The organism is Terasakiella sp. SH-1, from assembly GCF_004564135.1.
In the GTDB taxonomy this organism is placed as follows: Bacteria; Pseudomonadota; Alphaproteobacteria; order Rhodospirillales; family Terasakiellaceae; genus Terasakiella.
In genome coordinates this window covers 2,405,316-2,425,467 of sequence record NZ_CP038255.1, presented here as the reverse complement: position 1 = coordinate 2,425,467, position 20,152 = coordinate 2,405,316, and the positions used below count along the sequence as shown (strand labels likewise).

Genomic DNA, 20,152 nt, shown 5'->3' with positions numbered 1-20,152 from the left:
CTCCTGTGACTATAAAAGTGCATGCGAAGTTTCCAACCCGGAGATGTTGACGCTGACCAACATTTTCCAGATGGTTCCTTAAATCTGAGGGGGTGATAGCAAAACTATGCCTAAAAAGAAACCAGAATCTGTCTCTTCGTTACCAGATTTAGTTACTGCTGTTTGCGTTGAGGGCTTGATCTGCCTCATAAGGGAGGGAAAAGGTGAAACTTGTGCCCTGTAAGGGAGTGGTTTCCACTTTTACTGATCCATTTAAGTCATCTAACTCTTTCTTTACCGCACTTAAGCCGATGCCACGTCCTGACAATTCATTGGCTTCTTCAGTGGTTGAAAATTCGTCCTGAAAGATCAGCATCATCTTCTCCTGATGATTGAGCCCCTCGGCTTTTATTGGATCAATCAGGCCGAGAGAGATGGCTTTGTTAGTGATGGCATTTACGTCAATACCATGGCCGTCATCGGAAATTTTCATTTCAAAGAAGTCTTGCTTATCTAAGAGTTCGCACGTCACTTTACCTTCTTCGGGTTTACCGATTTCGATACGCTTGTCTGTCTCTTCAATTCCATGTTTGACAGCATTTCTAAAAACGTGAATCAGGCTTTTGAGGAACGGGCGGTATTCTTCAGCATGGACATAAATTTCATCCCCGCAAAATTCCACCCCGTCAACTTTGCGGTTTGCTTTTTCTGCGATCAATTCAAGACCGGATAGATAGGGGGATAGTAAATTCTTCATCTCTTTTTTCTGAGATTTTTTAACCTCATCCATAAGAGAGATGAATGTGTCATCTTGTTCCAGCTGTGGATGGGCCTTTTGCAGTTTTTGCATGCGGTACAGGTAATGTTGCGGGGCTGAATGATGATCAATATGCGCATCCCCAAGCTGATCAACGATAATTGCCAAATCAAGATCAAGTGCCTTGAACAGAGTTTTGGCATCCACGCTATCAACAAGCTCTTGGCGCTTATGATCTTTTGACAGTTTTTGCAGATTATCTTCTGATCTGTGAATAGCGTCTGTCAGGTGGCGGAAGGAGAACTGCATAAACAGTCCTTTGAAGGTGTGAATTTGACGATAGGTTTCATGCCAGTCAGGCCCGCCGTCTTCTATGGACCATTCCAGACGGGCCAGAAAAACGCGAAAATCGTTGATCAGGTCCTGAATGGTTTTACGTTCCCGGACATAATTGACGATCATTTTCAATTCATCATGGCTGCTGGTTAATTCTTCTTCCAGACGGCGTTCTTCACTGATATTGGTCAGAACCATCATCAAATGACGCTCATCTATGAAACGATAGCTGGCGCTGAAATACTGTTGATTAAACCCAAACTCTTTAGGCAAGAGGCCCAAAAACATTTGTTTCTGGAATTCGTCCGGACTGTTAAAAACCTGATGGATGCAACTGTCAAAAAATTCCTGATCAAAACCGTTGCCCAATAAGTCTGTAATCTTATGGTTTGCGGGCTTTGTGCCAAAGAAGTTTGTGCAGGCAAGGCTATATTGGGGGTGAACGATTAAATCTGGGCCAAAGGACAGGAACCCTTGGTCGGCGTGATTTAACAGGGATGAAATCTGCTGCTGTGCATTTTTATGTTGGGTAATATCGGTATAGGTATTTACAAAACCGCCAGAGGGCATTTTTTTGCCCACGACTTCCAGGGTTGTCCCATTGCTTCGTTCATATTCAAAATGATGAGTGTCCCCACTAAGAGTACGTTCCATCCTTTTTTTGACAAACTCTTCCACATCTCCGCTGCCGTAGTTGCCTTTCAGGGCCCGATATCTGAATAATTCTTCAACAGGAGTACCTTCACGCCCAAGTTCTTTTGGGAAGTCCAGCATATCCAAAAAGACAGAATTACACACGGCAACCTTGTAATCTTCGTCCACAAAGGCAATGCCTTGACTGATATTGGAAAAGGTTGTTTCCAGCAGGTCGGTTTTGCGTTGTAATTCTTTTTCTTTTTGCCGCACAGCTTCTTCGGCTTCGCGTCTTGCAGTCACATCATCAATCAGCCAGATGGCATCTTCGCCATTGTCCGGATCAACGATGGCTCCTGTCAGCATAATCCAGTGTAAAGAGCCCCCTTTATCGCGCCAGCGGACTTCTTCACGATGAGTTTGGCCTTGTGCCAGTTTAGGGTAAGCCCGTTGCCCCAAAGCTGCCCAATCCTCGTCGGAAAGATAAAATAAACGGGTGTTCTGGCCGAGAAGTTCTTCCCGGCTATAACCCATCATATTTTCAAACTGTTTATTGACGCGGGTAATGGCCCTGCTTGCCGTTGAGACAACAAAAATCCCCAGCGAGGCATTTTCAAGAATCGCCTCCAGCTCTTTTGCCGTTTGGGCATATTTTTGTTCATAAAGCTTACGTTCAGAAATATTCAAGGCGCTGGTCGCCACATAAGCCACATGGCCCTGCTCATCTAAAATCGGGGAGCGCGAATGCAGCCACCAGTCCTTATTGCCATTTTTATCTGTGAGTTCGCGTTCAAAAACTTCTGTTTTGCGCGATTGTAAAACAGCATGGTGTTCTTTGGCATTTTCGGCGTGTGGAGTGATTGACTTCCCAATGATATCATGGGGTTCCCAACCGAAATAATCGCGTTGGAACTGGTTCATCAACAGATAGTTCCCGCTGGCATCTTTCATATTGATATGACCGGGGACGGTATCAATGAAGGTTTGCAGAAGCTTCTTTTCGCGCTGTGTCTCAGCAACACTTTGCCTTAGTTTGAAATGTTGTTGCCCGATGATGAAAAACATCACCCCCAGAATAACAGGGGCTGTGCCGATAATGAAAAGCACAGGATTGTTTTGGTGGATTTGAATGAAGTTCTTATAGGACCAGCTTAAGCCCGTGACATACATTTCAAGAATAAGGGAAATTAGGACAATCGAGATACCAAAGAGAACACCAAAAATTGTTGGTGCAGCCTTGATTAAGGGGGGATACAGGTCTGTATCGGGTTTTGTCATGAATTTTTTAACCCCCTATTGTATCGCCTACTCTTTAATTTGCTCGATGGTTATGGCAAACTTTATCTACCCAATAATAAAGTACCTATAGATCTAAAAAATACAATAGGTTTGTAAAATCCCGTTTCAACAGGCGTATATCGCAGGTCTGTCCGGGATCAACACGATTGTGACGCGCAATCTGGGGAGGCGGCCATGAAACTGACCAGTAAGACAATCTTCTTGCTTATTAATATCATGATTGTGATTGTCGTTTTTTCTGTCGGGGTGGTGTTCACAACCTGGTATCAAACAGAAGTTGAGCACGAGAAAGGGCGCCTTGTTGAGATCGTTCAATCTCGTGCCCGCATGATTGAATCCATTGCCAAATATGATCGGATGGAAGGGCAGCGCCTGCAAAGGCCAGAGGCACAATCCGATGCCAATACCCTGTTGCAGGTGCGCGAAGCTCATTTGAACTTTAAAGGGTTTGGCGAGACTGGGGAATTTACCCTTGCCAAGAAGGAAGATGACAAAATTATCTTCTTGTTACGCCATCGCCATGAAACGCAGATGAATCCGGAACAAGTGATACGGATCAATGATAAAATTGCAGAACCGATGCTGGCTGCTTTAAATGGGAAAAGCGGGATTATGACCGGGCTGGATTATCGTGGGAGCGAAGTTCTGGCGGCATATGAACATGTGAAAATTCTGAATATGGGGATTGTCGCCAAGGTCGATTGGGCTGAAATCCATGATCCCTTTGTTCAGGCGGGCTTTCGCATTGCCTTGATTGCCATTGTGATCATTTTTGCAGGTGCTTTCTTTTTTCAACGAACGAGTGCGCCGCTGATCCGGGTGATTGAACGCAATGAGGAATTGCTCAGTCAAGTGATGAACGGCACGGATGATATTGTCGTTTCTAAAGACCTCAGGGGGAAAATCACTTTTATTAATCGGGCTGGGGAAGACCTTTTTCAGGCTGAGGGACGGGCCATTGTCGGGCAGAATATTTGCCAATTCTTGCCGCAGGTGGTTCTGGATAAACTTTTGATTTCAGATCAGGAATTGGCCGAAACGGGAAAAAGTAATTTCTTTGTCAGTGAACTTGCTGTGAATGGCAAAAATAATATTTACCACACCCAGCAATCAGCGATTAAAACGGATGACGATATTCAGACCGGGACGGTTTGCATTGCGCGAAATGTGACCGAAAGCTTCGAGAAAAACCGTCTGTTTGCTGAAAATAAGGCGCTGACAGATGCAATTGTGAATAATGCGGCCGATGGAATTATTTTACTGGATAATCTGGGGCATATTGTTGTTTGGAACAAGGCGGCAACAAAAATCCTGGGATATTCAAGAGAAGAGGTGACAGGAAAATCCCCCCATGATTTCCTGACCTGTGATTCTGATCGTGAAAAAGCCCGTGAGGGGTTGTCCAGTTTTGTTGAAAGCGGTTTCTTACATACCGAAGGCGAGGTGCTGGAACTTAAGGCGCGTTGTAAGGATGGGGGCATCATTGATATCGAATTGTCTTTGGCTGCGCTGAAAAAAGATGATCGCTGGAGCGCACTTGCTATTTTTCGCGATATTTCTTCCAAGAAAGAAGCCGAACATGCCTTGCATCGCGTTTATGATGCGCTGGCTGAAAGTGCATCAAAGTATAAATCATTGTTTGATAATGCAAAAATATCAATCTGGGATGAAGATTTTACCGAAGTTTATAAAACGCTGGAAGAAATCCGCTCTTCTGGTGTGCGCGACATTAAGGTCTATCTGCATGCCAATCTTGATAAGGCGTTTGAGCTGGCCCAGAAAATTAAAATCAATGATGTGAATGAAGAAACCCTGCTCATGTATGGGGCAAAATCAAAACAACAGTTTTACAGTTCAATTTCAGAGACATTTTCCGGTGATGCCATTGATATCTTTATTGATGAGATTGATGCGATCTGGCGTCAGGAATCTGGTTTTGTTTCAACCGCGACCCAGCGTAAGCTGGATGGCAGCATTCTTTATGTCATGATCTATGTGCCCATTCCGACCCAGCCAGATGATTATAAAAATATTCCGGTTTCCATTTTGGATGTGACCGAAACTGTTTTGACCAAAGAAAGATTGAACCAGCAAAAAGATGCTTTGACCGAATTGCAAACCATTGTGGACCGCAGTCCAGCGGTTGCCTTTTTATGGAAAAATGAAGAAGGCTGGCCTGTGGAATATGTGTCCAGCAATGTGTCTGAATGGGGCTATCGCAAAGAACAGTTTGAAAGCCGGGAGATTATGTTTGCCGATATTGTGGAGCCATCTGATCTGGAACGGGTTGGTGGGGAGGTCCGTCGCCATATTGACAATAATGATGCCTCCTTTGTTCAGGAATATCGCATAAAAATGCCGGATGGCACCTTGCGCTGGATTGATGATCGCACCTGGGTGCGGCGCAACAGAAAAGGGGAGATTACCCATTTTGAAGGGGTCTGCCTGGATATTACGGACCGCAAGGAAGTCGAACGCTTGCTTTGGCAATCACAAAAATCCGAAGCTTTGGGTAATATGGCGGCCGGGATTGCCCATGACTTTAACAATATGCTTTTGCCTGTGATTGCACTGGCTGATTTGACTGCAAACCAGCTCGAAGAAGAAAGTCCCTTGCAAAAAAGAATGGTTAAAATCAAGGATGCAGGGGAAAAGGCACAAGAACTGGTGAAAAGTCTGATGATCTTTGCCCGTGAAGAAGAAGTCAGCTTTGATGAAATCGAAGTGGTCGATCTGCTGGAAACAACCGTGGAATTATTGGAACAGACCATGCCGTCTTCCATGCAGATTTCTTTTGAGGCAGGATGTTCAGATAAGGTGAACAATTGCCAGAGCTGTATGATTGAAGGCAGCTTTGGTCAACTGCAGTCCGTTTTGATTAATATTGCGAAAAATGCAGCCGATGCCTTGCATGGTCGCACCGGGAGCTTTGATATTCAATGTGATCTTGTCGGGAAAACGGAACTGGAATCTGATCCTGATTTTGAGATTGTGGCCGATCAATATTTCCATATACGCCTCAAGGACAATGGGCCGGGGATGTCAGAAAGCACGCTCAATCGGATCTTTGATCCATTCTTTACAACCAAGGCTGTGGGAGAGGGAACCGGGATGGGGCTCGCCATGGCGAGAAGTATTGTCGAAAAGCATCAAGGGCGGATTAAGGCGAATAGCCGGATTGGCTTTGGAACGACATTTGACATACTCTTGCCGAAAAAAGGGTGAGTTTGTCGGAAATAGTTCCATTTCAATGGGTTTATGTGCTAACCTATACGAAAATATAACTACAATAAGCTAAGAGTGTTGAGGAAGTCGTGGCACATGTTTTAGTAATTGATGATGAAGAACTTGCACGCTACACCGTTCGTGAAATTCTTGAAGGTTTTGATCATTCCATTATTGAAGCCAAAAATGGAAATGAAGGAATTGAGCAATTCCACAACAATGACATCGACTTGATTATCACCGACATTATTATGCCGGAAAAAGAAGGTGTCGAGATGATCATTGAATTGAAGCGCGAAGACCCCAATCTAAAGATTATTGCTATATCCGGTGGTGGGCGAACTCGCAATTTGGACTTTCTTCAGCTGGCAAATGAGTTTGGGGCAGACAAGGTTTTGTCCAAACCGTTTTCATCTGCTGATCTCATAAGCGCAGTCAATGCATGCCTCACCTAATTTAAAGGGGGTGGCTATGAATGAAGAAGACGATAAGAAAAGGTTTGAAAGTTTTTTCAATGACAGAAGCGCAACCAGCAAAGGACGGGTGTTTGTACTGGAGCTGGCCCCTGTTGCCGAACATGTCGGGGAACGCTGGGATCGTTTGCGAGAACAGATTTATGCAACCACAGAAGATGTGATCAAGCATCGCCTGCATGATGATGATGTCTATTGCCGCTGGGATGAAAAGAAATATCTGATTGCTTTTGGCATGTTGGATCAGGCGCGCGCACGGATTAAAATCAATCTGATTGCACAGGAAATCACCCAACGATTGCTGGGATCACCTGATCCTAAAAAAGCCATTACTGTGACCATGGCCTCTGCTGATGAAAACGGCCGATTTTTCTGGCAGCAAGGGGCGGACCCTTCTCAATTGATTGTCGAAGACGATGAGGAAGCCGCTCCCATTCGGGCCAGTCAGGATGTACGGACCCATGCTCTGGTCAAAGAAGATGTGGATTTTATTTTCAGGCCCTTGTGGTTTGTGAAAAATAAAATCATTTCGTCTTATTTCTGTATTCCGGTGCGCCCACAGGGGCCTGGGCGTTTTTTATCCAGTTACAACGTGTTGGATGATCATCTCGATCCGGCTGCGCTGGAGGCACTGGACTTGATGACCATGAAACGTATCCACCGTGAAGCCTTGAAACTGGAAAAAATGAAGAACCCGGCCTTGTTGACAGTGCCTGTGCATTTTGAATCTCTGGCGTCAACCGGGCGACGTTCCATTTTACTGGAACAATGTAAACGTAATTTGGCCCCGCATCAGGGGCGTATTGTGATTGAACTTACCCATTTACCCGATGGGATTCCCCAGTCGCGTTTGCAGGATTTAATTCAGGCTCTCAAACCATTTTCGCGGGCTGTGATGGCACGTTTTGATTCTATGCATCGCGATTTTTCCGGCTTTAAACATATCGGTTTGCATGCTGTCGGGGTGGATTTATATGATGACCGCCGCTCAGAACTGAACATTATGAATGATATGGAACAATTTGCCGCCAGTGCCGCCAAATTTGGCCTTCATACTTATATGCACGGGGTGCGTTCCATCAGCCTGACAACGGCAGCGATCTGCGCCGGGATTGATTATGTGGATGGCTATGCCATTACAGATGTTCAGGAAGGCGCGCGCGACGTCCAGTATTATTCGATCAGAATGCCCTATGTCTCTAAATATGCCGCTTCAAAGGAATAGCGGATGACAGAAACTGTAACATATCGTGGTGCGCAGGATCAGCTTCTCGGGCAAGACTATTGGGCATTGTTGGAGACAATGCTCAAAGAGGCCGTTCACAACAATCCCAATGGTGTGGTCCTTTTGCGCTTTGAGGGACTGGGGGGAGGCGGCGAGGCGGCTCCCAGATTGACAGGAATTGTGAAAGGGGAAGCAAAGCAGGTCCTCAGAACTGGTGATCTAATTGTTTCTTTTGATGAAACATCCTTTTTACTGATTGCGGACCAGGCGTATGAGCAAACGTCTTTGGAGTTGGCGCAAAAGCTGATGAAAGCCCTGGGGCCACATCTTTCAGGTCCTTGGGCTCGTGTGACGGTTTCTTGTTCTGTCGTGGTGGGCACGGCGCAAAATGCGATTGTGATTGAAAAAACACGTGTTCCAGAGGTAACCGGTCAGCAACAGAAAATACCTGATTTGGATGAGTCTGCGAAATTGTTAGGAAAGGCGTCGTTTGATTATTTGCCGATTTGGCATGTGCGGCGCAATTTCGTCATGTGTTTTGAATGTATTCCCCGCTGGCATCAGGATGATGGAACCATTCTGGATGAAAATGACCTTTCCCAGCATTTTCAGAAGCATGAAATGGAATATGCGCTGGATGCGCAAACCGTTTTTCATGCCGTTGATCAGGTGGTGAAGGTTATTGAGCATAACAACATGGCTTCCATTCTTGTCCCAATCCATTTTGATACAGTCATGGAAGACGCGGGGTTTGAGATGTTCTTGCAAACCTATGGCACGTTGCTTCCCGCGTGGCGTAACCGGGTGTCGATGGAATTGAAATCCATTCCTGAAAATGCCGGTTCTGACGATATCAAACGGGCCTTACATCGTTTGCGTTCTTATTGTTATGGCCTGTATTTGCAGGTGCCATTTGGTTTTGACAAGATTGGAGATTACGGGGTTGATGGCATTGTATCGTTTGGGGTTGATCTAAGCCATGACAACCGTGATGAAGCGGAAATATTATCAGATATGGAGGTGTTTATTGCCAAGGTGAGTCAATATGAAAATCTGCACGCCCATGCTTTGGGGCTTAAAACCGTCAGTTTAAGTGTTGGGGCAATCTGTGCCGGGTTTGATTTTATTGGCTGTCAACCGATTGATCAGGAACTGGAAGGCTGGGGACTTGATGATTTTCTTATCAAACCAGTCGACTTATATAAGCAGTTTTTAAAACATAAATAAGGGCTTTTCGGGATACGAATATGAAGGAGAAGCTTGGATGTCTATCTTTGACTGGCAAGATGCGTATCGCATTGATGAAGGTATGATTGACGCACAACATAAGAACCTGCTCAAAATCGCAGAGAAACTATTTAATGCCGTTTTGGCGCGCAGAGACGAGGATCATCTGGAAAGTTGTTTTGCTGAGTTGTTGAACTATACGCAAAAGCATTTCAACGAGGAAGAAGCATACTTTGAACGCTTGAAAACCTCGGGTCTGGCGCAGCATTGCGAGGAACATAACGTGCTTGCCAAAGAATTACAAAAGACCTGGGATGCAGAAAAACTGGGGTTTCAGGAAGAACCCGGACGTTTGCTTTTGAACTGGGTGGAAGAGCGTTTGCTCCCCCATATGATGATTGAAGATCAGGAAGTGTATTCTTCAAAGGGCCAATAAAGCGATTTGGATGAGTGAAATAATATATTTAGCGTTCAAATTGTGCATTGAAGGATGGACTTTCGTGTAAGTCCTTGTATGTTATGCGGACATGCGAGCAGGCAACGGTGTCATTGAGGCATGTACTCATCCAAGATTCAAGGAACGATCACGTATCGGTAGTATGTAACTCGCTGTATGAGAGGGAGCAGCAATTATGAGCGAACCAGTTGTAAGCACCATTGAAAAAGCATTGTCCATCAACCTTGACCCGCTGCATTATGGCACGATCGTTGAAATCGGGGCAGGTCAAGAAGTTGCACGCTGGTTCTTCCAGGCCGGTGCGGCTGCGGGAACGATTGCCAAATCCATGTCTGCTTATGATATGGTCTTCAGTGATGAAATTTATGGGGCGAGCCCGGATAAACGCTATGTATCACGCAGCCGTCTGGAACGGATGCTGGAGCGTGAATACGAGCTGACGGTAGAACGGGTGGCTGACCACCGTTCAGAAGATTCCCGCTATTTTGCCTTTGCCAATACGGTTGCGGCACAAAGCTATAACAAGCGTTCTGAATGTCATGGCTGGTTAGGGATTAAGCTGCAAACAAAACCCCAGTCTGCACCCGATGAAATTATTTTACACGTACGCATGCTGGACGATACCAATCTGGAACAGCAAGAAGCCATCGGTATTTTGGGCGTGAACTTGATTCATGGGGCCTATAATTATGCCGATGATCCAAAAAAACTGATTAACCATCTGAAAGACAACATCAAATGGGGCCGCATTGAAATTGATCTGATCGAATTTAACGGTCCGAACTTTGATCATATTGATAATAGCCTGATGGCGCTGGAGCTTGTCCATGCCAGTTTGGTGCGTGCGGTTCTGTTTAGCCCGGATGGCAAGGTGGTGATCCCCTCAGATGCATTGTACAAACATCGTATTTTGGCTATGCGCGGTAAGTTTGAAACGGTGGAACAGCGCGATATTGATCGCTTTACCCATGCCAAGGCCCGTTTTGAAAAGCGTGACCCCGGTATTTCCAAAGGAATTATCAGTCTGGCTGAAATGTCCATGTCCTCTTTGGCCAACGAAGAAGGCGTTGATGTGAACACCTTCCTGTCACGTGTGAACCAGTTGTGTGAAGCGGGCTATCACGTGTTGATTTCCGAACTGTATCGCTATTTCCGGGTACGTCAGTTCCTGGCGCGCTATACAGCTGAAGAAGTGGCACTGGTCAGTGGTGCACGTGGGGTGAAAGATATTTTCCAGGAAGAAAACTACGAAGGCTTGGCCGGTGGTGTGCTGGAAGGGTTGGGCCAGACCTTTACGGATAAAACCATTGCCTATATTTACCCGGTGGATAACAAAAGCCAGTTGAGAATCAGCAGTCTCCCGGTTTCAGACTCCATGCGTCCACTGGTGTCTTATCTACATGATAATGGCCAGATTGAGCTGGTGAAGGACTTTTAAGTTCTGTACTTGCATAAAGAAAAAAAGGCGTCGGTTTTCCGGCGCTTTTTTTTATGGGGATTGGCGAGGTCTTTACCCTGTGGGGGAATTCACATATATTCCCGGCTCATTCATCAAAAAAGGGTCAAGACCATGCGTGCCTTCTTTGCCATTACGCTTTTGTTTATACTCAGTGCTTGCGCTGATGAGGTGGAGTTGGGAACGGAGACTTCTTTTTCCGGTTCAACCATGGGGACGACATTCACGGTTAAAGTCATCGACTTACCCAAGACACTTCCCGCTGATGAGGTTCAGGCGCGTTTAAGTGAGTTGCTAAAAGGGGTGAATGATAAAATGTCCCTTTGGGTCAAAGACTCCGAGCTGGTACGTTTCAATACATCCAACTCAACGGAGTGGGTGGAGGTTTCCCTTGACCTTTTTCGAGTTGCAGCAGAAGCTCAACGCATTAGCGCCATGACGGACGGACTATTTGATGTCACGATTGAGCCCTTGATCAAATTATGGGGGTTTTCCACCAAATCCATGACACGGGAAACACCGGACGAGTCGGCGCTGGAAGCTGCACTGAAACAGGTGGGGTATGAGAAGGTCTCCCTTCGTCAAGAGCCGCCAGCTTTACAAAAGTCTAACCCGGAGGTAACGGTCAATCTTTCTGCAATTGCAAAGGGTTTTGGCATTGATGTCCTGTCGGATTATCTGGAAAGTCAGGGTATTGAAAATTACATGGTTGAAATTGGGGGGGATTTACGGGTAAAAGGCACCAACGCACGTCGCGAGCCATGGCGGATCGCGATTGAAAAACCGGATGTCACCAGCCGCTCTGTTCATCGCATTGTTGCGGTTCATGGGGCAGGGATGGCGACCTCGGGGGATTACCGGAACTTTTTTGAAAAGGACGGGAAGCGGTTTACCCATATTATTGACCCGCGCACAGGACAACCAGTTACACATAGGCTCGCTTCCGTGACAGTCTTAAGTCAGACTGCAATGACAGCAGATGGTTTGGCAACGGCTCTTCTTGCCATGGGAGAGATCGCAGGACCCAAGCTGGCAGAAGAAAACGGGATTGCCGCCTTTTTCCTGATTAGAGAAGGAGAAGGTTTTGTTGAAAAACGCTCTTCTCATTTCGATGTCTATGAAAATCAGGTAAAATAGCTGTTATTGTCGTGTACTGTCTGGGGGCTGGAAAAGGAGAATAAAAGATGATGGATCTCTTTTTATTAAGTTTCGGTGTTGTTATTCTTGTGATTGCAGGAATGGCAATTGGCGTGATGTTTAAGCGCAAGCCCATTCAAGGCAGTTGTGGCGGATTGAATGCGATTGACGACTCTGACCATTGTGTGGTCTGTAAACGCCCTCATGACCCCAATAGCTGCTATCAGAAGAACCTGAGGAAGCGTTTAAGCTAGCTTTCCATTATGCTTTAATAGGCATAATTCCTTATTTCCCATTGCTGAAATACCCGCATTGCGTCTTTGTACAGCAGGCGGATGACCATGCTTGTGTTTTCATATAAGCGTGGCAGTTGCGCTGATAGCAATTTAATCAAGCAAAAGCTAATAAATGTAATCCTCAATTGGTGATTAAAACCCTTCGAAAAAGGGCGTTCAACCTCGCGGAAAACTGGGCCAAAGGTCTTACCAATAAAAGTAAATATGACAATTGCATAGGGCGTTGTTCTGTGTTACTCGGTGTACGTTTTTCGCCTAGTTGCCTATTGTTTTTTGCTAGGCGGTCGAGAGTTTGTCCCTTCGCATGCGTTGCGAAGCTAGAAGAGGGATAGAGTTTGGGGATGAGAATTAAAAAGGGCTTGGATGTTCCGATTACCGGAGCACCGGAGCAGCAGATTTACGATGGTAATCCCGTCAATACAGTTGCCCTAATCGGGCCTAACTTTAGCTGGATTAAGCCATCTATGAAAGTCGCCGTGGGTGACCACGTCAAACGAGGTCAGGCATTGTTCGTCGACAAGCAATGTCCCGATATCACATATGCGTCTCCGGGCGGCGGTAAAGTGATTGCGATTAACCGCGGTCATCGTCGTGTTCTGGAGTCGGTTGTTATCGAGCTTGATAAAGACGAACAGGCCGTACAGTTTGAGAAATTTGCACCGGATAGTCTCGCTGACATTCCGGTTGAAAAGATTCGCGAACAGCTGACGACTTCCGGTGGGTGGACTTGTTTCCGCACACGCCCGTACAGCAAGGTGCCGCATTCGCAAGATACGCCGCGCTCCATTTTTGTAACAGCAATGGACAGTAATCCGTTGGCCGCTGACGCCAATGTGATTATTGAAGATGCCAAGGAAGACTTCTACAACGGTCTGACGCTGATTTCAAAACTGACCGAAGGTCCGACATTTGTTTGTAAATATCCGGGTGGCAACATTCCGGGTGCTGACATTGCAGGCGTTCGTTTTGAAGACTTTGAAGGTCCGCACCCTGCTGGTAACGCAGGGACTCATATCCACTATCTGGATCCGGTAAGCGCGACAAAAACAGTCTGGACCATCAGCTATCAAGATGTGATTGCTATCGGTAAACTGTTCACAACAGGTGAACGTTCTCCAGATCGCGTTGTGTCATTGGCTGGTCCGGGTGTTAAAAAGCCTCGTCTGGTACGCACACGTATCGGTGCCAACCTGAATGAGCTGACAAAAGACGAATGTAACTACGACGATTGTCGTGTGATTTCCGGCTCACTGCTTTCTGGTGACACCGCCGAAGATACATTTGCGTATCTGGGGCGCTATCACTCACAGGTCACTGTGATGCATGAAGGTCGTCAGCGCGATCTTTTGGGCTGGCTGATCCCGAAATTCGATAAATACTCCTTTGCACGTGTGAACCTGTCTGCGTTGACACCGAGCAAACTCTTCAACCTGACAACAAACCGTAACGGTAGCTACCGTGCCATGGTGCCGGTCGGGCTTTATGAAGAAGTTGTGCCGCTGGATATTTTGCCGACCCAATTGCTGCGTTCTTTGTTGGTTCTGGATACTGACAGCGCGCAACAACTCGGCGCATTGGAATTAGACGAGGAAGACCTCTCGCTGTGTAGCTTCGTTTGTCATAGTAAATATAACTATGGTGAAGCGCTACGTGAGAACCTCACAAAGATCGAGAAGGAGGGCTGATCGTTGGGACTCCGTAATTTCTTCGACAGCATGCACCATCATTTCGATGTCGGCGGGAAATATGAAAAATACTATGCTCTTTACGAGATGGTTGACACATTCCTGTATTCGCCGAAAGATGTGACATACAAAGCGCCGCACGCACGTGATCACTTGGACCTTAAGCGTCTGATGAGTTATGTGGTTGTTGCTGCCATCCCCTGTATTTTATTTGCGATGTATAACACAGGTCTGCAAACCAACATGGCGTTGCAAACTGTGGGACAAGCAAACCCGGATACGGTTCAGGGCTTTATTCTTAACATGTTTGGTATCGGGTTCGACCCGAACAGCTTTATTGCCAACATGTTCCACGGCTTCCTCTATTTTCTCCCGATCTATGTGGTGACACTGGTTGTTGGGGGGCTTTGGGAAGTTCTGTTTGCCATGGTACGTGGTCACGAAGTAAACGAAGGTTTCCTCGTCACTTCCATGCTTTACACATTGATCTTGCCGCCAACCACGCCACTTTGGCAGGTTGCCCTGGGTATTTCTTTCGGTGTTGTCATCGGTAAGGAAGTGTTCGGTGGTACAGGTAAGAACTTCTTGAACCCGGCCCTTGTTGGTCGTGCGTTCCTGTACTTTGCTTATCCGGCCAGCCAGTCTGGTGATTCTGTTTGGGTTCCGGTTGATGGGTATTCCGGTGCGACAGCACTGAGCATTGCCAACGAAAAAGGCTTTGCAGCACTGCCGGAAGCGGGCATCACTTGGATGGACGCATTCCTCGGCTTTATTCCGGGTTCTCTGGGTGAAACATCTGCTTTGGCTGCCTTCATGGGTGGCGCATTCCTGATCTTTGCAAAGATTGCCAACTACCGCCTGATTGCGGGTTGTTTGCTCGGTATGATCGGCACAAGCTTGCTGTTCAATACAATCGGTAGCGACACCAACCCGATGTTTGCCATGCCTTGGTACTGGCATCTGGTTATCGGTGGCTATGCCTTTGGTTTGATCTTCATGGTGACAGAACCTGTTTCCGGTGCAATGACCAACAAAGGCCGCTGGGTCTATGGTGCATTGATCGGTGTGATGGTTGTTCTGATCCGCGTTGTGAACCCGGCCTTCCCGGAAGGTATGATGCTGGCGATCCTGTTCGGTAACATCTTTGCACCGCTGATCGACCACTTTGTTGTTAAAGCGAATATCAAACGGAGGCTGAGTCGCAATGTCTGATAACGAACAAAACGCAGCTCCTGCTGAAACACCGTTGCGCACAATTATCGTTGCGGTCACGCTGAGCCTTATCGCTTCTATCGCCGTATCTGCGGCAGCCGTTATGTTGAAGCCGACGCAAGAACTGAATAAAAGCCTGGCGAAGAAGAAAATCATTCTTCAAGTTGCCGGCCTTTACGAAGAAGGTGCAGACGTTGAGACGGCTTTCCAAAGCAAAATTGAGCCGCGTCTGGTTGATCTGGCAACAGGTCAATATAGCGATGCCAAAGATGCGGGGGCTTATGACCAACGCAAAGCATCCAAAGACCCGGCACAAAGCAAGGCTCTTTCCGGTGCTGATGATATTGCAAGCATCAAGCGTCAAGCCAACCTGGCAAGCGTCTATCTGGTTAAAGAAGGTGACGAGCTGAAAAAGATGATCCTGCCGGTTCACGGTTATGGTCTGTGGTCAACTCTGTACGGTTTCGTGGCTTTGAAACCTGACCTGAACACAGTGTCCGGTTTGCAGTTCTACGAACATGCAGAAACACCGGGTCTGGGTGGTGAAGTTGATAACCCGAAATGGCGTGGCCTGTGGGCTGACAAGAAGCTGTATGATACCTCTGGCGACGTGAAAATTTCCGTTGTGAAGGGTGTGGCTTCCGGTGATCACCAAATTGACTCGATTGCGGGGGCGACACTGACATCTGTTGGTGTACATAACCTGGTTCAGTTCTGGGTCGGTGAGAAAGGCTTTGGTCCTTTCTTGCGTAACATGAAACAATAGGGGGTAAGAGATGGCGAAAGATAACGTCCTGACGGACCCATTAATTGATAACAACCCGATTATGCTGCAGGTACTGGGTATCTGTTCTGCATTGGCGGTAACATCATCACTGACAGTGTCTTTGATCATGTGTGTGGCCTTGACATCGGTTGTTGCGTCTTCAAACTTCCTGATCAGTTGTATCCGCAACCAGATCCCCAGCAGCATTCGAATCATCGCACAGATGGTTATCATTGCATCGCTGGTTATCGTGGTTGACCAGATCCTGAAAGCTTATGCCTATGACATCAGCAAAACACTGTCCGTATTCGTTGGTTTGATTATTACAAACTGTATCGTTATGGGCCGTGCAGAAGCTTATGCGATGTCTAACCCTCCGGGGAAAAGCTTCCTTGACGGTATTGGTAATGGTTTGGGTTATTCCATCGTACTGATTTCTGTTGCGGTTATTCGTGAGCTGTTCGGTTCCGGTAAACTGATGGGTATTACAATCCTGCCGACTGTCAATGACGGTGGCTGGTATGTGCCTAACGGTTTGCTGCTGCTGCCGCCAAGCGCGTTTTTCGTAATTGGTCTGCTGATTTGGGCGGTTCGCTCTTATAAGCCGAAGCAAGTCGAAGCGCTTGATTTCAAAATCTCCTTCCCAGCGGGGCACTAAATCATGGAAGTCTATCTTAGCTTATTTGTAAAATCGATTTTCATTGAGAACCTTGCACTTTCCTTCTTCTTGGGGATGTGTACGTTCCTTGCGGTATCGAAGAAAATTGAAACAGCACTTGGTCTGGGTATCGCGGTTGTCGTGGTACAATCCATTACGGTTCCGGCCAACAACCTCATCCTGTCCACTTTCCTGAACGAAGGGGCACTGGCCTGGTTGGGCATGCCTGATCTGGACCTGCGTTTCCTCGGTCTGATCTGTTACATCGGTGTTATTGCGGCGATGGTACAGATTTTGGAAATGGTTCTGGATAAATTCTTCCCACCACTTTACCACGCGTTGGGTGTCTTCCTGCCGTTGATCACAGTGAACTGTGCGATCCTCGGTGGTGCGCTCTTCATGGTAGAACGTGATTATGGTTTTGGTGAATCCGTCACATACGGTATCGGTTCCGGTATCGGTTGGGCATTGGCAATTACAGCCATGGCCGGTGTTCGTGAGAAACTGAAATACAGCGACGTTCCGGAAGGTCTTCGTGGCCTTGGGATCACATTCATTACAGCGGGTCTGATGTCCATGGGTTTCATGGCGTTCTCAGGCGTGAAGCTGTAAGGCTGAAGAAGAAACGAGGTTATAACCATGCAAGAATTTACAGCAGGTGTCGTTGTATTCACAGCCATCGTTCTGGCGTTGGTCGTCATCATTCTGTTCTTCAGAAAGTTGCTCGTCCCGTCTGGTAACGTGTCGATCCTGATCAACGACGAAAAAACAATTGAAGTGGCCCCGGGCGGGAAACTTCTGACCACATTGGCCGATAACGGCCTGTTCATTCCATCAGCTTGTGGTGGCGGTGGGTCTTGCGGCCAGTGTACGGTTAACGTACATGAAGGTGGCGGCTCTCTTCTGCCGACTGAGGAATCACATATTAACAAGCGTGAAGCACGTGAAGGCTGTCGTCTTTCTTGTCAGGTTGCTGTAAAGCAAGACATGAAAATCGACGTGCCGGAAGAAGTCTTCGGTGTGAAGAAATGGGAATGTGAAGTTGTCTCTAACGAAAACGTTGCGACCTTCATTAAATGCCCGATCTTTAAATTGCCGGAAGGTGAAGACGTACCGTTCCGCGCCGGTGGTTACATTCAGATCGAATGTCCTCCGTATGATATTTCGTTCAAAGACTTTGACGTTGAAGAAGAGTATCGCGCTGATTGGGATCACTTCAACCTTTGGGAAACAAGCCACAAACAGGAAGAAGATTGCCTGCGTGCTTATTCCATGGCGAACTATCCGGAAGAAAAAGGGCAGATCATGCTCAACGTGCGTATCGCTACGCCTCCTCCGGGTTCTGAAGGCATTCCTCCAGGGATCATGTCCACTTACATCTGGAACCTGAAGCCGGGTGACAAAGTGACAATTTCTGGTCCGTATGGTGAGTTCTTTGCACGTGAAACTGACAACGAAATGGTCTTCGTTGGTGGTGGTGCCGGTATGGCGCCGATGCGCTCTCACATCTTCGACCAGCTCAAGCGTCTGAAATCCAAACGTAAGATTTCCTTCTGGTACGGTGCACGTTCCGTGAAAGAAATGTTCTTCGTTGAAGATTTCGACGGTCTGCAAGAAGAGAATGAGAACTTCCAGTGGCACTGTGCCCTGTCTGAACCGCAACCGGAAGATAACTGGGAAGGTTACACAGGCTTCATTCACAACGTTCTGTATGACGAATATCTGAAAGATCACCCGGCACCAGAAGATTGTGAATACTATCTCTGTGGCCCACCCATCATGAACTCCTCTGTGATTCAGATGCTGCTTGACCTTGGCGTTGAACGCGAAAATATTTTGCTCGACGACTTCGGTTAATCAGAACCACAGTATGTATTGGTCATGGCCACGGTTATCTTCGGGTAATCGTGGTCAGACTGTTTTTAGAGTCTTTTTTGTTAAGGGTTTGGTTGGAAAACCCTTAAGTGAAAAGAGTTGAAAGTAAGGCAAACGATTTGTTCTCTCCCTTTCGTCGCAGATTGGAACGTTTTGACCGGGCTGTTCTTTCAGGCAGCTGGTTGGCAATCGTTATTGCCTGTACAGGGTTTGCTCTGGATTACTTGCTCAACCTTGCATTGTCTCAATGGCTCAACCCGGCTGATTTGGGTGATTATTCGGTTGCGGTTTCCATTGCCGTTTTTGGCGGCATGTTTGCCTTGTTGGGCACCGATCAGACCTTGATGCAATTTCTCCCGCAATATTTGGAAGATACAGACTGGAACCGTGTAAAAGGTCTTCTGACCTTTAGTTTCAGTGTGGTGCTTGTGACCAGCTTGATGGGGAGCGGGCTGGCTTTGGGCGGGGCCTTTCTCGGGCCAGAAGATTGGACAAGCCATCCTTCTTTATTGGCTTTTGCCATTTTACCATTGGTATCCTTGACATTGCTGAGTTCAAAAACCCTTCGGGGGTTTCGTCATATTGTGATGGCGACGGCCCCAACAGGGGTGGTTCTGCCCCTGCTGATTATGGCGGGGGGCTATTATCTAAGCTTGCAGGGCAGGGTGACGGACTGGGATCTGGTTGCGGTTTTTGGGATGAGTTTTCTTTTGCTCTTGCTGGTCCAGATGGTGGTTGTTGGTCGCCATGTCGTGGGTCCTATAGGACGGGCACAGGCACAGTATGAAACGCGTGAATGGGCAAGCACTTCACTTTCTTTGATGGTGGCCGCTGTTTTATTTTTGGCAATGGAACAGATGGGCATTTACATGTGTGAGTTTCTGGCTGGCGAGGAAGATGTTGCCATCTATGCTGTCTTGCTCAAGCATGCCCGTTTTCTGCTGATTATTTTCATGGCGGTGAACCTGAGTGTCATTCCCTTTATCAGCCCCGCTTTGCGCCGTGGGGATCGCAAAGAATTACAGCGTTTATATGGAACCAGCATGCATCTGGTGATGTGGGGGGGCTTGTTGCCCCTGGTTGTTTTCATCATCAAGGGGGAAGATATTCTGGAGGCTTTCGGGCCGGAATATGCTGTGGGCTATCCCGGTTTGCTGGTGTTGATGGGGGCCTATTATCTGAATTTTATTGCAGGCTTTTCTGTTCCGTTTTTGCAGTTTTCCGGGCATCGCCGGATTGTCGTCTGGTCGATTGCTGTGGCCTTGGTTGTTGAGGTCATTCTCTTTGCCCTGTTGATCCCTGAATATGGTTTTGCCGGGGCCTGTTGGTCCATGGGGGCAACTTTGTGTGGCTTGTCCATTTGGTTGACAACCCAGTGTTGGCATCGTCTAGGCTTGCGTCCGCTGGGGCTTTTACATAAGGTTGAAGACTGATAAAATTGAAATCAATCTAAAAA

The 20,152-nt window shown here is 47.1% G+C and carries 16 protein-coding genes; 15 read left to right on the top strand and 1 reads right to left on the bottom strand.

Translation table 11 applies throughout. The features are described 5' to 3' along the window. Nucleotides 1-148: 148 nt before the first annotated feature. Entirely contained in the window at nt 149-2,983 is a 2,835-nt protein-coding gene (locus tag E4K71_RS11195; RefSeq protein ID WP_135079583.1) for a PAS-domain containing protein, read from the bottom strand. Between the two features lie 195 nt (nt 2,984-3,178). Here E4K71_RS11195 and E4K71_RS11190 point away from each other — a divergent pair, with 195 nt between their 5' ends. From E4K71_RS11190 to E4K71_RS11120, 15 genes are all read left to right on the top strand, one after another. Continuing rightward, the gene (locus tag E4K71_RS11190; RefSeq protein ID WP_135079581.1) at nt 3,179-6,229 is read left to right on the top strand and encodes a PAS domain S-box protein; all 3,051 of its coding nucleotides are present in this window, start codon (nt 3,179-3,181) and stop codon (nt 6,227-6,229) included. Between the two features lie 89 nt (nt 6,230-6,318). After that, on the top strand, nt 6,319-6,684 hold the full coding sequence (locus tag E4K71_RS11185; protein WP_135079579.1) for a response regulator: 366 nt from the start codon (nt 6,319-6,321) through the stop codon (nt 6,682-6,684). A gap of 16 nt (nt 6,685-6,700) precedes the next feature. Then, nucleotides 6,701-7,927 carry a hypothetical protein gene (locus tag E4K71_RS11180; protein WP_135079577.1) on the top strand — a complete coding sequence of 409 codons (1,227 nt, stop codon included), beginning with the start codon at nt 6,701-6,703 and terminating at the stop codon, nt 7,925-7,927. A 3-nt stretch (nt 7,928-7,930) separates the two neighbouring features. Further along, the gene (locus tag E4K71_RS11175; RefSeq protein WP_135079575.1) at nt 7,931-9,154 is read left to right on the top strand and encodes an EAL domain-containing protein; all 1,224 of its coding nucleotides are present in this window, start codon (nt 7,931-7,933) and stop codon (nt 9,152-9,154) included. Nucleotides 9,155-9,191: 37 nt separating this feature from the next. Next, nucleotides 9,192-9,590 carry a hemerythrin family protein gene (locus tag E4K71_RS11170; RefSeq protein ID WP_135079573.1) on the top strand — a complete coding sequence of 133 codons (399 nt, stop codon included), beginning with the start codon at nt 9,192-9,194 and terminating at the stop codon, nt 9,588-9,590. A 196-nt stretch (nt 9,591-9,786) separates the two neighbouring features. After that, a complete protein-coding gene (locus E4K71_RS11165; RefSeq protein ID WP_135079571.1) occupies nt 9,787-11,049 on the top strand; it encodes a TonB-dependent receptor in 1,263 nt (420 codons plus the stop codon). Between the two features lie 132 nt (nt 11,050-11,181). Further along, nucleotides 11,182-12,204, top strand: a complete 1,023-nt coding sequence (locus E4K71_RS11160) for an FAD:protein FMN transferase (RefSeq protein ID WP_135079569.1) — start codon at nt 11,182-11,184, stop codon at nt 12,202-12,204. A 47-nt stretch (nt 12,205-12,251) separates the two neighbouring features. Continuing rightward, nucleotides 12,252-12,458, top strand: a complete 207-nt coding sequence (gene nqrM / locus E4K71_RS11155; RefSeq protein WP_206201901.1) for a (Na+)-NQR maturation NqrM — start codon at nt 12,252-12,254, stop codon at nt 12,456-12,458. A 383-nt stretch (nt 12,459-12,841) separates the two neighbouring features. Further along, entirely contained in the window at nt 12,842-14,185 is a 1,344-nt protein-coding gene (locus E4K71_RS11150) for a Na(+)-translocating NADH-quinone reductase subunit A (RefSeq protein ID WP_135079566.1), read from the top strand. Between the two features lie 3 nt (nt 14,186-14,188). After that, nucleotides 14,189-15,397 carry an NADH:ubiquinone reductase (Na(+)-transporting) subunit B gene (locus E4K71_RS11145; RefSeq protein WP_135079564.1) on the top strand — a complete coding sequence of 403 codons (1,209 nt, stop codon included), beginning with the start codon at nt 14,189-14,191 and terminating at the stop codon, nt 15,395-15,397. Further along, nucleotides 15,390-16,163, top strand: coding sequence for a Na(+)-translocating NADH-quinone reductase subunit C (locus E4K71_RS11140; protein WP_135079562.1), 774 nt, complete (start codon nt 15,390-15,392; stop codon nt 16,161-16,163). Before E4K71_RS11145 ends, E4K71_RS11140 begins: the two co-directional genes overlap by 8 nt. A 10-nt stretch (nt 16,164-16,173) precedes the next feature. Continuing rightward, nucleotides 16,174-16,821 carry an NADH:ubiquinone reductase (Na(+)-transporting) subunit D gene (locus E4K71_RS11135; protein ID WP_135079560.1) on the top strand — a complete coding sequence of 216 codons (648 nt, stop codon included), beginning with the start codon at nt 16,174-16,176 and terminating at the stop codon, nt 16,819-16,821. Nucleotides 16,822-16,824: 3 nt separating this feature from the next. Continuing rightward, complete coding sequence (gene nqrE / locus E4K71_RS11130; RefSeq protein WP_135079558.1) at nt 16,825-17,433, top strand: NADH:ubiquinone reductase (Na(+)-transporting) subunit E; 609 nt, start codon at nt 16,825-16,827, stop codon at nt 17,431-17,433. 27 nt (nt 17,434-17,460) lie between these two features. After that, nucleotides 17,461-18,678 (top strand): NADH:ubiquinone reductase (Na(+)-transporting) subunit F, encoded by a 1,218-nt coding sequence (gene nqrF, locus E4K71_RS11125; RefSeq protein ID WP_135079556.1) that lies wholly within the window; start codon nt 17,461-17,463, stop codon nt 18,676-18,678. A gap of 107 nt (nt 18,679-18,785) precedes the next feature. Next, a complete protein-coding gene (locus E4K71_RS11120) occupies nt 18,786-20,129 on the top strand; it encodes a polysaccharide biosynthesis C-terminal domain-containing protein (protein ID WP_135079554.1) in 1,344 nt (447 codons plus the stop codon). Nucleotides 20,130-20,152 lie beyond the last annotated feature (23 nt).